This is a genomic window from Streptomyces cinereospinus, assembly GCF_042430725.1.
Classification (GTDB): Bacteria; Actinomycetota; Actinomycetes; order Streptomycetales; family Streptomycetaceae; genus Streptomyces; species Streptomyces cinereospinus.
The window spans coordinates 1-13,062 of sequence record NZ_JBHMCY010000119.1; the positions used below are offsets into that span (position 1 = coordinate 1).

At 72.2% G+C, this 13,062-nt stretch carries 14 protein-coding genes and 1 pseudogene; 12 read left to right on the forward strand and 3 right to left on the reverse strand.

Translation table 11 applies throughout. The annotated features are described in order from the left end of the window. Nucleotides 1-174 precede the first annotated feature (174 nt). The 12 genes from ACFF45_RS34045 (at nucleotide 175) to ACFF45_RS34100 (ending at nucleotide 10,392) form a co-directional block, all read left to right on the forward strand. Complete coding sequence (locus ACFF45_RS34045; RefSeq protein WP_381350845.1) at nucleotides 175-747, forward strand: GNAT family N-acetyltransferase; 573 nt, start codon at nucleotides 175-177, stop codon at nucleotides 745-747. A 127-nt stretch (nucleotides 748-874) separates the two neighbouring features. Continuing rightward, nucleotides 875-958: a putative leader peptide gene (locus tag ACFF45_RS34050; protein ID WP_309486338.1), complete on the forward strand. Its 84-nt coding sequence runs from the start codon at nucleotides 875-877 to the stop codon at nucleotides 956-958. A gap of 127 nt (nucleotides 959-1,085) precedes the next feature. Next, a complete protein-coding gene (locus tag ACFF45_RS34055) occupies nucleotides 1,086-2,783 on the forward strand; it encodes a nitrite/sulfite reductase (RefSeq protein WP_381350846.1) in 1,698 nt (565 codons plus the stop codon). Nucleotides 2,784-2,811: 28 nt separating this feature from the next. Beyond that, nucleotides 2,812-2,991, forward strand: a complete 180-nt coding sequence (locus tag ACFF45_RS34060; RefSeq protein WP_381350847.1) for a hypothetical protein — start codon at nucleotides 2,812-2,814, stop codon at nucleotides 2,989-2,991. Further along, the gene (locus ACFF45_RS34065) at nucleotides 2,988-3,698 is read left to right on the forward strand and encodes a phosphoadenylyl-sulfate reductase (RefSeq protein WP_381350849.1); all 711 of its coding nucleotides are present in this window, start codon (nucleotides 2,988-2,990) and stop codon (nucleotides 3,696-3,698) included. Before ACFF45_RS34060 ends, ACFF45_RS34065 begins: the two co-directional genes overlap by 4 nt. 32 nt (nucleotides 3,699-3,730) lie before the next feature. Next, nucleotides 3,731-4,267 (forward strand): adenylyl-sulfate kinase, encoded by a 537-nt coding sequence (gene cysC, locus ACFF45_RS34070; RefSeq protein WP_381350851.1) that lies wholly within the window; start codon nucleotides 3,731-3,733, stop codon nucleotides 4,265-4,267. After that, a complete protein-coding gene (cysD, locus tag ACFF45_RS34075; protein WP_381350852.1) occupies nucleotides 4,264-5,199 on the forward strand; it encodes a sulfate adenylyltransferase subunit CysD in 936 nt (311 codons plus the stop codon). Before cysC ends, cysD begins: the two co-directional genes overlap by 4 nt. Nucleotides 5,200-5,201: 2 nt before the next feature. After that, complete coding sequence (locus tag ACFF45_RS34080; RefSeq protein WP_381350853.1) at nucleotides 5,202-6,557, forward strand: sulfate adenylyltransferase subunit 1; 1,356 nt, start codon at nucleotides 5,202-5,204, stop codon at nucleotides 6,555-6,557. Between the two features lie 229 nt (nucleotides 6,558-6,786). Continuing rightward, nucleotides 6,787-7,893 (forward strand): aliphatic sulfonate ABC transporter substrate-binding protein, encoded by a 1,107-nt coding sequence (locus ACFF45_RS34085; RefSeq protein WP_381350855.1) that lies wholly within the window; start codon nucleotides 6,787-6,789, stop codon nucleotides 7,891-7,893. 39 nt (nucleotides 7,894-7,932) lie between these two features. Beyond that, entirely contained in the window at nucleotides 7,933-8,721 is a 789-nt protein-coding gene (locus tag ACFF45_RS34090) for an ABC transporter ATP-binding protein (protein WP_381350856.1), read from the forward strand. Further along, entirely contained in the window at nucleotides 8,708-9,646 is a 939-nt protein-coding gene (locus ACFF45_RS34095) for an ABC transporter permease (protein WP_381350857.1), read from the forward strand. Before ACFF45_RS34090 ends, ACFF45_RS34095 begins: the two co-directional genes overlap by 14 nt. A gap of 5 nt (nucleotides 9,647-9,651) precedes the next feature. Then, nucleotides 9,652-10,392 (forward strand): sirohydrochlorin chelatase, encoded by a 741-nt coding sequence (locus tag ACFF45_RS34100; protein WP_381350858.1) that lies wholly within the window; start codon nucleotides 9,652-9,654, stop codon nucleotides 10,390-10,392. Nucleotides 10,393-10,478: 86 nt separating this feature from the next. Here the strand turns inward: ACFF45_RS34100 and ACFF45_RS34105 are convergent, their stop codons facing one another. The 3 genes and pseudogenes from ACFF45_RS34105 to ACFF45_RS34115 form a co-directional block, all read right to left on the reverse strand. Further along, nucleotides 10,479-11,033 (reverse strand): DUF1697 domain-containing protein, encoded by a 555-nt coding sequence (locus ACFF45_RS34105; protein WP_381350859.1) that lies wholly within the window; start codon nucleotides 11,031-11,033, stop codon nucleotides 10,479-10,481. Nucleotides 11,034-11,063: 30 nt separating this feature from the next. Then, nucleotides 11,064-12,344 (reverse strand): macrolide-inactivating glycosyltransferase, encoded by a 1,281-nt coding sequence (mgt, locus tag ACFF45_RS34110; RefSeq protein WP_381350861.1) that lies wholly within the window; start codon nucleotides 12,342-12,344, stop codon nucleotides 11,064-11,066. Nucleotides 12,345-12,627: 283 nt separating this feature from the next. After that, nucleotides 12,628-13,062, reverse strand: a pseudogene (locus tag ACFF45_RS34115) (bifunctional 3-(3-hydroxy-phenyl)propionate/3-hydroxycinnamic acid hydroxylase MhpA); the annotation flags it as partial.

Consider the following 13,062-nt stretch of genomic DNA (forward strand, 5'->3'; position numbering starts at 1 on the left):
CGGCAGGCGACGTTCGCCCCGTCGCGACGCCCGGCACGCACGCTCGCCGCACCGGCCGAAGGCCCGAGTGCGGCCCGTGGCGGAGCGGCGTGCGGCACGCCGAGAGCACGCACCGGACGCCGCTCCGCCACGGGCGAACGTCGCCTGCCGCGGCACTGTGATTCCCTGGCCGGCATGACGGACATCCCCGTGACCACCTGGTCCCTGGAGCAGAGCGGCCCCACCGACCTGCTCCCGGCCGCGGCGCCGCAGGGCGCGGTGCGCATCGACCGCGCCGAGGCGCCCTCGCCCGAGTTCAGCCGCTTCCTGTACGCCTCGGTGGGCGGGGACATCCACTGGACCGACCGGCTGGGCTGGTCGTACGCGCAGTGGCAGAAGCATCTGGAGCGGCCCGGGGTGGAGACCTGGGTGGCCTACGAGCGGGGCACCCCGGCGGGCTACGCGGAGCTGGTCCCGCAGGGCGACGGGGTGGTGGAGATCGTGCACTTCGGGCTGATCCCGGCCTTCCGCGGGCGGCGCATCGGCGGGCACCTGCTGTCCTGCGGCGCCGCCCGCGCCTGGGACCTCGGGGACCGCCGGCCGGGGCTGACGCCGACCACGCGGGTGTGGCTGCACACCTGCAGCAAGGACGGCGAGCACGCGCTGGACAACTACCTGCGTCGCGGGTTCCGGCTGTTCGACACCAGGGTCGAGGAGGAGACGCGGGCCGCCACGCCCGGTCCGTGGCCCGGCGCATACCCTGTCTGACCTGGCCCGACAAGACGGCGTTCGCGCCATGTGACCGACACCACGCCAGTCTCGCATGTCGGGACCAAGATGTCCGGATGTTGGACGAAGCTGGACTCTGTCCAGATCGCCGTGACAGGCTTCCGTCATGTCTGGAACTGGAATTGCCTTGGTGAGTCGGCGGCACGTCGACCTCGGCCGCATGTCCAGCGCCATCTGTCCGGCGAGCTGAGACCACTCCGGCAACGCCGCTCCCCCCGCTTCGTCTGTCCCTCGCGCAATGACGCGCACGTATGCCCCGATGCGCCCGCACGCGCAGGTCAGAGCCGCTTTCCGCCTGTCCCGAAGGACGTAGAACCATGGCCGCCACCCCGCAGAACCCTGCCGCCGCGACTCCCCGCCGCAAGGTGAGCCGTCACCGCGGTGAGGGTCAGTGGGCCGTGGGTCACTTCACCCCGCTCAACGGCAACGAACAGTTCAAGAAGGACGACGACGGTCTCAATGTGCGGACACGCATTGAGACGATCTACTCCAAGCGCGGCTTCGCCTCCATCGACCCCAACGATCTTCGTGGCCGGATGCGCTGGTGGGGGCTCTACACCCAGCGCCGCCAGGGGATCGACGGCGGCAAGACCGCCGTTCTGGAGCCGGAGGAGCTGGACGACGAGTACTTCATGCTGCGCGTCCGCGTCGACGGCGGCCGGCTCACCACGCGTCAGCTGCGGGTCATCGGCGAGATCTCGCAGGAGTTCGCGCGCGGCACCGCCGACATCACCGACCGGCAGAACGTCCAGTACCACTGGATCCGGATCGAGGACGTGCCCGAGATCTGGAACCGCCTGGAGGCGGTCGGCCTGTCCACCACCGAGGCCTGTGGCGACACGCCCCGCGTGATCATCGGTTCGCCCGTCGCCGGCATCGCCGAGGACGAGATCGTCGACGGCACGCCCGCCATCGAGGAGATCCACCGCCGGGTCATCGGCAACAGGGCCTTCTCGAACCTGCCGCGCAAGTTCAAGACGGCGGTCTCCGGCTCCCCGCTGCTGGACGTGGCGCACGAGATCAACGACGTCGCCTTCGTCGGCGTCCACCACCCGGAGCACGGCCCCGGTTTCGACCTGTGGGTCGGCGGCGGCCTGTCCACCAACCCGAAGATCGGTGTCCGGCTCGGCGCCTGGGTGCCGCTGGACGAGGTGCCCGACGTGTTCGAGGGCGTCATCTCCATCTTCCGCGACTACGGCTACCGGCGGCTGCGCACCCGCGCCCGGCTGAAGTTCCTGGTCGCCGACTGGGGCGCGGAGAAGTTCCGGCAGGTGCTGGAGGACGAGTACCTCAAGCGCAAGCTGGTCGACGGCCCCGCGCCCGCCCAGCCGGTGGCGCGCTGGCGCGACCACGTCGGCGTGCACCGGCAGCGGGACGGCCGGTTCTACGTCGGTTTCGCCCCCCGGGTCGGCCGCGTCGACGGCACCACGCTGACGAAGATCGCCGACCTCGCGGAGGCGCACGGCTCGGGCCGGGTGCGCACCACGGTCGAGCAGAAGATGATCATCCTCGACGTCGAGGAGGGACAGGTCGACTCGCTGGTCGAGTCGCTGGAGGCGCTGGACCTGACCGCCAAGCCCTCCCCGTTCCGGCGCGGCACCATGGCCTGCACGGGCATCGAGTTCTGCAAGCTCGCCATCGTCGAGACCAAGGCGCGCGGCGCCGCGCTCATCGACGAACTGGAGCGCCGGATCCCGGACTTCGACGAGCCGATCACCATCAACCTCAACGGCTGCCCGAACGCCTGCGCCCGCATCCAGGTCGCGGACATCGGCCTCAAGGGCCAGCTGGTCCTGAACGACCGGGGCGAGCAGGTCGAGGGCTACCAGGTGCACCTGGGCGGCGCGCTGGGCCTGGAGGCCGGTTTCGGCCGCAAGGTGCGGGGCCTGAAGGTCACCTCCGAGGAGCTGCCCGACTACGTCGAGCGGGTCCTGAAGCGGTTCCAGGCCGAGCGCGAGGAAGGCGAGCGGTTCGCGACCTGGGCGGCCCGTGCCTCCGAGGAGGCGCTTTCGTGACCGCGGCGAGCGAGACGAAGGATGCCCCATGAGTGAGCGTGCCGCACCGTTCTACTGCCCCTACTGCGGCGACGAGGACCTGCGTCCGGGCGAGCAGGGCCACGGTGCCTGGGAATGCGCGGCATGCGGTCGCGCATTCCATCTGAAGTTCCTGGGGCTGCTCGCCCGCGGACTCGGGCACCGGCCGACAGGAGGGGACGGGATATGACGACGGCTCAGCACACGCGTACCGCCGAGGAGCTGAAGGCGCTCGCCGAACAGGCGGGCCGGGACCTGGAGGACGCCTCGGCGCTGGAGATCCTCCAGTGGGCGGCGCAGACCTTCGGCAGGCGGTTCTGCGTGACGTCCTCCATGGAGGACGCGGTGGTCGCCCACCTCGCGTCCCGTGCGATGCCCGGCGTCGACGTCGTCTTCCTCGACACCGGTTACCACTTCGAGGAGACCATCGGCACCCGGGACGCCGTCGAGGCCGTGATGGACGTCAACGTCATCACCCTCACCCCGGCCCGGACGGTCGCCGAGCAGGACGCGGAGTACGGCCCGAAGCTGCACGACCGCGACCCCGACCGGTGCTGCTTCCTGCGCAAGGTCGAGCCCCTGGAGAAGGGGCTCGCGAACTTCGACGCCTGGGCGACCGGGCTGCGCCGCGACGAGTCCCCGACCCGGGCCGGCACCCCGGTCGTCGCCTGGGACGACAAGCGCCAGAAGGTCAAGATCTCGCCGATCGCCCGCTGGACCCAGGACGACGTGGACGCCTACGTCGCCGAGCACGGCGTGCTGACCAACCCGCTGCTGATGGACGGTTACGCCTCCGTCGGCTGCGCCCCCTGCACCCGCCGCGTCCTCGCGGGCGAGGACACGCGCGCCGGCCGCTGGGCCGGGCGGGCCAAGACCGAGTGCGGGCTGCACGGATGACGACCACCCCACCGACCCCTCAGGAGAAGCACGTGACGAGCGGAGCCACGGTCTGGCTCACGGGCCTGCCGAGCGCCGGCAAGACCACGATCGCGTACGAGCTGGCCGGCCGGCTGCGCGCGGAGGGCCACCGCGTCGAGGTGCTCGACGGCGACGAGATCCGCGAGTTCATCTCGGCGGGCCTCGGCTTCAGCCGCGAGGACCGGCACACCAACGTGCAGCGCATCGGCTACGTCGCCGAGCTGCTCGCCCGCAACGGCGTCAAGGCGCTGGTCCCGGTGATCGCGCCGTACACCGACAGCCGCGACGCGGTGCGCAAGCGGCACGAGACGAACGGCACCCCGTACGTCGAGGTGCACGTGGCCACCCCGGTCGAGGTGTGCTCCGAACGCGATGTGAAGGGGCTGTACGCCAAGCAGGCCGCGGGCGAGCTGACCGGGCTGACCGGCGTGGACGACCCGTACGAGGAGCCCGCCTCGCCGGACCTGCGCATCGAGTCGCAGCACCAGAGCGTGCAGGAGTCCGCGGCGTCGGTGTACGCGCTGCTCACCGAGAAGGGACTGGCATGACGACCGTCGCACCCGTGACCGAGGAGACGGCGACTCCGTACGCGCTGTCGCACCTGGACGCGCTGGAGTCCGAGGCGGTGCACATCGTCCGTGAGGTGGCGGGCGAGTTCGAACGGCCGGTGATCCTCTTCTCCGGCGGCAAGGACTCCATCGTCATGCTGCACCTGGCGCTCAAGGCGTTCTCCCCCGCGCCCGTGCCCTTCTCCCTGCTGCACGTCGACACCGGGCACAACTTCCCCGAGGTCATCGACTACCGCGACCGGGTGGTGGCCCAGCACGGCCTGCGCCTGCACGTCGCGTCCGTGCAGGACTACATCGACCGCGGCGTGCTCAAGGAGCGCCCCGACGGCACCCGCAACCCCCTGCAGACGCTCCCCCTGACCGAGAAGATCCAGGCCGAGCGCTTCGACGCGGTCTTCGGGGGCGGGCGCCGCGACGAGGAGAAGGCCCGCGCCAAGGAGCGGGTCTTCTCGCTGCGCGACGAGTTCTCCCAGTGGGACCCGCGCCGCCAGCGGCCCGAGCTGTGGAACCTCTACAACGGCCGCCACGCCCCCGGCGAGCACGTGCGCGTCTTCCCGCTGTCCAACTGGACCGAACTCGACGTCTGGCAGTACATCGCCCGCGAGGGCATCGAGCTGCCGGAGATCTACTTCGCCCACGAGCGCGAGGTCTTCCAGCGCAACGGCATGTGGCTGACCCCGGGCGAGTGGGGCGGCCCGAAGGACGGCGAGACCGTCGAGAAGCGGCAGGTCCGCTACCGCACGGTTGGTGACATGTCCTGCACCGGCGCCGTCGACTCCGACGCCGAGACGCTGGAGCAGGTGATCGCCGAGATCGCCGCGTCCCGCCTCACCGAGCGGGGCGCCACCCGGGCCGACGACAAGCTCTCCGAGGCCGCGATGGAAGACCGCAAGCGCGAGGGGTACTTCTAGCCATGACCAGCACCACCGAACCCACCGAGACGCTGTCGGTCGAGCAGCTGTCGGCGACCACCCTGCTGCGGTTCGCCACCGCCGGGTCGGTCGACGACGGCAAGTCCACCCTGGTCGGCCGGCTGCTGCACGACTCCAAGTCGGTCCTCGCCGACCAGCTGGAGGCCGTGGAGCGCGCCTCGGCGAGCCGCGGCCAGGAGGCCCCGGACCTGGCGCTGCTGACGGACGGCCTGCGCGCCGAGCGCGAGCAGGGCATCACCATCGACGTGGCCTACCGCTACTTCGCCACCGCCCGCCGCCGGTTCATCCTCGCCGACACCCCCGGCCACGTGCAGTACACCCGCAACATGGTCACCGGCGCCTCCACCGCCGAACTGACCGTCGTCCTCGTCGACGCCCGCAACGGCGTCGTCGAGCAGACCCGCCGGCACGCCGCCATCGCCGCCCTGCTGCGCGTCCCGCACGTCGTCCTCGCCGTCAACAAGATGGACCTCGTCGGCTACGCGGAGGACGTGTTCGGAGCGATCGCCGAGGAGTTCACCGCGTACGCCACCGAGCTCGGCGTCCCGGAGGTCACCGCGATCCCGATCTCCGCGCTCAACGGCGACAACGTCGTGGAGCCGTCCGCGCACATGGACTGGTACGGCGGGCCCACCGTCCTGGAGCACCTGGAGACCGTGCCGGTCAGCCACGACCTGGCGCACTGCCACGCGCGGCTGCCCGTGCAGTACGTGATCCGGCCGCAGACCGCCGAGCACCCCGACTACCGGGGCTACGCGGGACAGATCGCGGCCGGCTCGTTCCGCGTCGGCGAGCAGATCACGGTCCTGCCGTCCGGCCGGTCGACGAAGGTCTCCGGCATCGACCTGCTGGGCAAGCCGGTCGACGTCGCCTGGACCACGCAGTCGGTCACCCTCCTGCTGGAGGACGACATCGACATCTCGCGCGGCGACCTGATCGTGCCCAGCAAGGATGCCCCGCCGACCACGCAGGACATCGAGGCGACCGTCTGCCACGTGGCCGACCAGCCGCTGACCGTCGGCCACCGGGTGCTGCTCAAGCACGGCACCCGCACGGTCAAGGCGATCGTCAAGGACATCCCGTCCCGGCTCACCCTCGACGACCTGTCCCTGCACCCGCACCCGGGCCGGCTCGTCGCCAACGACATCGGCCGGGTCAAGGTCCGCACCGCGGAGCCGCTGCCGGTCGACTCCTACGCCGACTCGCGGCGCACCGGCTCGTTCATCCTGATCGACCCGAACGACGGCACCACGCTCACCGCGGGCATGGTCGGCGAGTCGTTCGCCGCCCCGGAGCCGGTCCGGGACGAGGCCGAGGACGACGGATGGGACTTCTGACCATGACGTCGACCGACTTCTACTCGTCCTTCGCGAAGGAGGGCGGCCGCGTCGGCAGCGGCGCCCTCGGCAGCGGGCAGGGCGGAGTGGCGCGATGTGCGTGACGCCCGCGACGTGCGCGCCCGCGCACCCGTGCCGGGCGCCCCGCGCGCGCCGCCGAAAACCCGCCGACCTCCCGGCCACGACCTGAGGGTTCGTGACCGCCGGGCCACCGAGAGGAAACCCTCCCGTGCCTGCCACCACCGCCCTGCGCCGCGGCCTCGCGGCGCTGGCCGCGCTCCCGCTGCTCGCGCTCACCGCCTGCGGCTACGGCTCCCAGGCGAAGGACGACGGCACCGTCCGGATCGCCGCCGGGGCGAAGAAGACCGACGGTCTGGACTCGGTCCGGATCGGGTACTTCGGCAACCTCACCCACGCCACCGCGCTGGTCGGCCGGCAGCAGGGCTTCTTCCAGAAGGAACTCGGCGCCACCCGGGCCGAGTACGCCACCTTCAACGCCGGCCCCTCCGAGATCGAGGCCCTCAACTCCGGCTCCATCGACATCGGCTGGATCGGCCCCTCACCGGCGATCAACGGTTACCTCAAGTCGGGCGGCACCAAACTGCGGATCGTCGGCGGGTCGGCGTCGGGCGGGGTGAAGCTCGTGGTGAACCCCGAGAAGATCAAGTCCCTCGAGGACGTCAAGGGCAAGCGGATCGCCACCCCGCAGCTCGGCAACACGCAGGACGTGGCGTTCCTCAACTGGATCGCCGAGCAGGGCTGGAAGGTCGACGCGCAGAGCGGCAAGGGCGACGTCTCCGTGGTCCGCACCGACAACAAGGTGACGCCGGACGCCTACAGCTCGGGGTCCGTCGACGGTGCCTGGGTGCCGGAGCCGACCGCGTCGAAGCTGGTCGCCGAGGGCGCGAAGGTGCTGCTGGACGAGGCCGACCTGTGGCCGGACAAGAAGTTCGTGATCACCAACATCATCGTGTCGCAGAGCTTCCTGAAGGAGCACCCGAAGGCCGTCGAGGCCGTGCTGCGGGCGTCCGCCGAGACCAACGAGTGGATCAACGCCGACCCGGGCCGGGCGAAGACGGCGGCCAACCGCCAGTTGGAGACGGACACCGGCAAGCCGCTGCCGGCCGAGGTGCTGGACCCGGCGTGGGCGTCGATCCGCGTCACCGACGACCCCCTGGCGGCCACCCTCGGCGCCCAGGCGGAGCACGCGGTGAAGGCGGGCCTGCTGGAGCGGTCCGACCTGAAGGGCATCTACGACCTCGCCCCGCTCAACCGGGTCCTCGCCGCGCGGGGCGCGGCCCCCGTCGACGACGCCGGCCTCGGCGCCGCTTCGTAAGTCCGATCAGTTCCCAGCAAGTTCCAGGAGGTGACGACCATGGCCACGACCTTCGCCAAGGCCGCCGACGCCGGTACGTCGGTGGAGCACGCCGCGTGCATCGAGCACGTCTCGAAGTCCTTCGCCGGCCCCGCCGGGCAGCAGCTCGTCCTCGACGACATCTCGCTCGATGTCGCGCCCGGCGAGTTCGTCACCCTCCTGGGGGCCTCGGGGTGCGGCAAGTCCACGCTGCTGAACCTGGTGGCGGGGCTGGACAAACCGTCGGCCGGCGCGATCTCGACGGACGGCCGCCCAGCGCTGATGTTCCAGGAGCACGCCCTCTTCCCGTGGCTGACCGCGGGCAAGAACATCGAGCTGGCCCTCAAGCTGCGCGGGGTGCCCAAGGCCGACCGGCGCGGCCGGGCCGAGGAGCTGCTGGCGCTGGTCCGGCTCCAGGGGGCGTACGGCAAGCGGGTGCACGAGCTGTCCGGCGGGATGCGGCAGCGGGTGGCGCTGGCCCGCGCGCTCGCGCAGGACAGCAAGCTGCTGCTGATGGACGAGCCGTTCGCGGCGCTCGACGCGATCACCCGCGACGTGCTGCACGACGAACTGACCCGGATCTGGCACGAGACCCGGCTCTCCGTGCTGTTCGTGACGCACAACGTGCGCGAGGCGGTGCGGCTCGCGCAGCGGGTCGTGCTGCTGTCGTCGCGCCCGGGACGGATCGCCCGCCAGTGGACGGTCGACATCCCGCAGCCGCGCCGTATCGAGGACGCCGCGGTGGCGGAACTGTCCCTTGAGATCACCGAAGAACTGCGTGGGGAGATCCGCCGCCATGGCCAGCACTGACACGTCCGCCGTCAAGGACGCCGAGGACGGCAAGGACAACAAGGACGGCAAGGACGGCAAGGACGGCAACGACCTGGCGGGGCTCGAAGCGGGCCTGGACGCCCTGGAGACGGTGCACACCGGCCGTACGCCGCTGCGCACCACGTTCACGCAGAAGATCGTGCCGCCGGTCACCGCCGTCCTGCTGGTCCTGGCCGTGTGGCAGGCGCTGATCACGTTCGACGTGGTCGACGACCCGGGCAAGCTGCCCTCGCCCGGCGACGTGTGGGGCGAGGTGCGGACGTCCTGGCTGCAGGGCACGCTGCTGGACTACATCTGGACCAGCGTCTCCCGCGGTCTGCTGGGCTTCCTGATGGCGCTGGCCATCGGCACCCCGCTGGGTCTGCTGGTGGCACGGGTGCGGTTCGTGCGGGCCGCGATCGGGCCGATCCTGTCCGGACTGCAGTCGCTGCCGTCGGTGGCCTGGGTGCCGCCGGCCGTCATCTGGCTCGGCCTGAACAACCAGATGATGTACGCCGTGATCCTGCTCGGCGCCGTCCCCTCCATCGCCAACGGCCTGGTCTCGGGCGTGGACCAGGTGCCGCCGCTGTTCCTGCGGGCGGGCCGCACGCTGGGCGCGACCGGTCTGAAGGGCACCTGGCACATCGTGATGCCGGCGGCGCTGCCCGGCTACCTGGCCGGCCTGAAGCAGGGCTGGGCGTTCTCCTGGCGGTCGCTGATGGCCGCCGAGATCATCGCCTCCTCCCCCGACCTGGGCGTGGGGCTCGGCCAGTTGCTGGAGAACGGCCGCAACACCAGCTCCATGTCCATGGTGTTCCTCGCCATCCTGCTCATCCTGATCGTCGGTATCGCCATCGACCTGCTGATCTTCAGCCCGCTGGAGCGGCGGGTGCTGCGCAGCCGCGGCCTGCTGGTGAAGAGCTGATCCCCGTGCGCCACGAACCGGTCCTCCTCGTCATCGCCCACGGCAGCCGCGACCCTCGGCACGCCGCGACCGTCGACGCTCTGGTGCGGCGGGTCCGGTCGCTGCGGCCGGGCCTGCGGGTCGAGACCGGTTTCCTGGACTTCACCATCCCCTCCGTGCGGGGTGTGCTGGAGTCCCTGGCGGCGGAGGGCGTCCGCGACGTCGTGGCGCTGCCCCTGCTGCTGACGCGCGCCTTCCACGCCAAGGCGGACATCCCGGCGGTGCTGCGGCAGGCGCCGCGGCGGCTGCGGATCCGCCAGGCGGAGGTGCTCGGCCCGTCGCCCCTGCTGCTGGGCGCGCTGGAGAGGCGGCTGTACGAGGCGGGGCTGACCCCCGCCGACAAGTCCTCGACCGGGGTCGTCCTGGCCTCGGCGGGGTCCACCGACCCGGAGGCGATCGCAGTGATCGCAGACATCGCGCGGGAGTGGCGGCACACCGGTTGGTGCGCCGTGCGGCCTGCGTTCGCCTCCGCATCCCTTCCCCGCACCGAGGACGCGGTACGGGAACTGCGCGCCCTCGGCTGCGCGCGCGTCGCCGTCGCGCCGTACGTCCTGGCCCCCGGCTTCCTGCCGGACCGCATCGCGCGGGGCGCGGCCGGGGCGGACGTGCTGGCCGACGTGCTGGGCCCGGCGCCGGAGGTGGCCCGGGTGCTGCTGGAGCGGTACGACGCGGCGCGGGTGCCGAGGCTGGCGGCCGTCGGGGCCTGAGCCGGATCCGCCGGCCGGGTTCCGCGGCGCTCCGGCAGCCGAGACGGAAGGCGGGCGGGCCGGCGCTGCCCCCCCCCCCTGGCGGGTCACCCGGCCGCGGGCGCGGTGAGGTCCACGAGTTTGACCACGGTGTTCCAGTTGCGGGTGGTGGCGATCACGCCCTTGGCCTGCCGGGGCCTGGCCAGGTGATCGGCGAGCTTCGAGCGGCCCAGGCCGTCGGGTGCGTACAGGTACAGGACGCGGTCGCCGAGCCGGAACTCCTCGGGGAGGAACGCCGCCCGGTCGATCCCGGCGAAGCGTTCCGCGGCGACGGGCGCGGAGAAGTACGTGGCGTGCAGCTGCCTGGCCTCCAGTTCGGCGGCCGGGAACGGGCAGTCGCGGGCGACGGCGCTGAGATAGGCGTGGTCGCGCACGATGACGTCCACCCCGAAGCCGAACCGCTTCTCGATCGCCTCCGTGAGCCCGGCGGCCAGCGACTCCTCGTCGCCGTGCTCGCTCGCGAACACCGCCTGGCCGCTCTGCAGGTACGTGCGCACCGCCGTGTGGCCGAGATCCTCCAGCAGGGCGCGCAGCTCGGCCATCGGCACCTTCTTGCTGCCGCCCACGTTGATCCCGCGCAGCAGCGCCGCGTACGTCGTCATCCGTACAGTCTACGGGCGGTGTCTCGTCGATCAGGCCGGATCCCGGGAGCGGCCGATGCCTGGCCGCCTTCCCGGAGGTGCGTCGTCAGGCGCACTCCGGTGCGCACGCGCACCCTCACCCCCGCGCGCCGCCGCCAGCTCCGCCTCGATCAGGTCGGCCGCCCGGCGCGTACCGCCTTCCTGCGCCATCTGCGCCTGAAGGTCCCTCAGCCGGTGGGCCACCCCCGGGTCGCCGACGAGCGCGAGGGCCGCCTCGCGCAGGGTGCCGGCGGTGGCCTCCGCCGCCGGGACGTGGCGGGCCACGCCGAGGCCCTGGAGCATGTCCGCGTTGCCGAACTGGTCGGCCGCCTGCGGTACGGCGATCATCGGGGTGGCCGTGGCGAGGCCCTCCTGGCTGCCGCCCGCGCCCGCGTGCGTGACGAACAGGTCGGCCTGCCTGAGGACCGCGAGCTGCGGCACCCAGGACCGCACCTCCACGTTGCCCGGCACCTCCCCCAGCTCGGCGGGGTCGACGTGCCGGCCGGTCTGGAGCACCAGGTGCCAGCCGGGCAGACCGGCGAACGCCGCCACGCACTCCCGGTAGAACGCCGGCTGCTTGGTGAACGCCGACCCGAGCGAGACGAGCACCACCTTCTCGGCGCCGGCGGGCCGCTGCCAGTCGCCCTCCGCGCCGCGGTCGCCCTGGCAGGCACCGACGAAGGTGTGCACGGTCTCGTCCACCCGGTCGGCGTTCGGCTGGAGCGCCCTGGGGACGAGGACGAGGGAACGGCCCGGGCGGCCGACGAACGCGTCGGGGTGCTGCGTGATGCCGTTCTCCTCCAGCCAGGCCCGGAACCGCGCGTAGTAGGCGCGGCCGCGCTCGGTCCGCCTGGGCTCCTCCCACATCGGCTCGGCGATCTCCTTCTCGTAGCCGTCCCAGGCGACGAGGTTCGGCGACAGGGAGATCGCGGGCACGCCCCAGCGGTGGGCCAGGACCCGCGCGGGATACGAGGTGATGTCGTGCAGGACGAGGTCCGGTTCGTCGCCCCGGTACGCCTCGATCAGCTGCGGCAGGGCCTGGACGGCGTCGTTCAGGAAGGGCTCGACGTTGTCGAGCAGGGTGGTGCCCCACGCCTCCGGGTCGTCGTCGGGCGAGGGCAGCGCCGAGTGCCAGGGTTTCACCTCGGCACCCGTCTCGGCGGCCTTCTCCGCGAACACCGGGGGGATCGCGTACGTGACCCGGTGTCCGCGCGCGACGAGTTCACGGATCACCTCCAGGCTCGGGTTCACGTGGCCGTGGGCGGCGATGGAGAACATGGCGACGTGGGTCATGCCGGCGACCTTATGCGAGACGATGCGTCTCGTACAATTGATTTGGGGCCGCGCACACGCTCACCGCCGGGGCCGTCCCGACCGCGAGGCGGGGCGACCTCGGACGGGCCGCGGTCGGGACGGAACCGGGGGCGGCCCGGTGGAAGCCGGCGGCGGCCGGCCGGACGACGTGGCCGCCGGCCCGGTGGCCGCCCCCGGGAATCCCGGACCGGCGAAGGCTCTCAGGTGGGCGGACCGATCGGTGCCGGCGCGTGCCGGCGGGACGGCGCCTGCGCCGCCGGGTCTACTGGTCGGCCACGGCGGTCAGGGGCTCGGGAACCGGAACGCGGTCGGTGGCGGCGGGCCGTTGCAGCTGGTCGCGCAGTTGGCCGACCAGTTCTTTGAGCCCGGCGCCGTCGGTGGCGGTGCCGAACAGGTAGAAGTCGGGCCGGACGATGGCGGCGACGTGGCCGTGCTCGCGCAGGTGGGTCAGGTAGCCGCCGGGGACGTCGAGATAACCGCCGACAGAGGCACCGTCGGCGTACAGCGGGACGATCGCGGCGCCGATGCCGATCAGGAAGTCCCGTTCGGCGAAGTCCAGCGCGTTCAGCGGCGCCGCTCCGTCGGTGAGGACGGTGAACCCGCCTCCGGTGAGGTCGTCCAGGAGGGCGGTGCGATCCCCGAGGGTGACGGGGTACTGGGGGGTGAGGTGGCCGACGTTTGCGGCGCGGGTGCCGTC

Bases quoted from the DNA above. Each gene is read 5' to 3' on its own strand.
- cysD (WP_381350852.1), top strand. From the start codon at position 4,264: ATGACGACCGTCGCACCCGTGACCGAGGAGACGGCGACTCCGTACGCG.
- ACFF45_RS34065 (WP_381350849.1), top strand. From the start codon at position 2,988: ATGACGACGGCTCAGCACACGCGTACCGCCGAGGAGCTGAAGGCGCTC.
- ACFF45_RS34095 (WP_381350857.1), top strand. From the start codon at position 8,708: ATGGCCAGCACTGACACGTCCGCCGTCAAGGACGCCGAGGACGGCAAG.
- ACFF45_RS34050 (WP_309486338.1), top strand. From the start codon at position 875: ATGTCTGGAACTGGAATTGCCTTGGTGAGTCGGCGGCACGTCGACCTC.
- ACFF45_RS34105 (WP_381350859.1), bottom strand. From the start codon at position 11,033: ATGACGACGTACGCGGCGCTGCTGCGCGGGATCAACGTGGGCGGCAGC.
- ACFF45_RS34045 (WP_381350845.1), top strand. From the start codon at position 175: ATGACGGACATCCCCGTGACCACCTGGTCCCTGGAGCAGAGCGGCCCC.
- ACFF45_RS34080 (WP_381350853.1), top strand. From the start codon at position 5,202: ATGACCAGCACCACCGAACCCACCGAGACGCTGTCGGTCGAGCAGCTG.
- mgt (WP_381350861.1), bottom strand. From the start codon at position 12,344: ATGACCCACGTCGCCATGTTCTCCATCGCCGCCCACGGCCACGTGAAC.
- ACFF45_RS34060 (WP_381350847.1), top strand. From the start codon at position 2,812: ATGAGTGAGCGTGCCGCACCGTTCTACTGCCCCTACTGCGGCGACGAG.
- ACFF45_RS34055 (WP_381350846.1), top strand. From the start codon at position 1,086: ATGGCCGCCACCCCGCAGAACCCTGCCGCCGCGACTCCCCGCCGCAAG.
- ACFF45_RS34090 (WP_381350856.1), top strand. From the start codon at position 7,933: ATGGCCACGACCTTCGCCAAGGCCGCCGACGCCGGTACGTCGGTGGAG.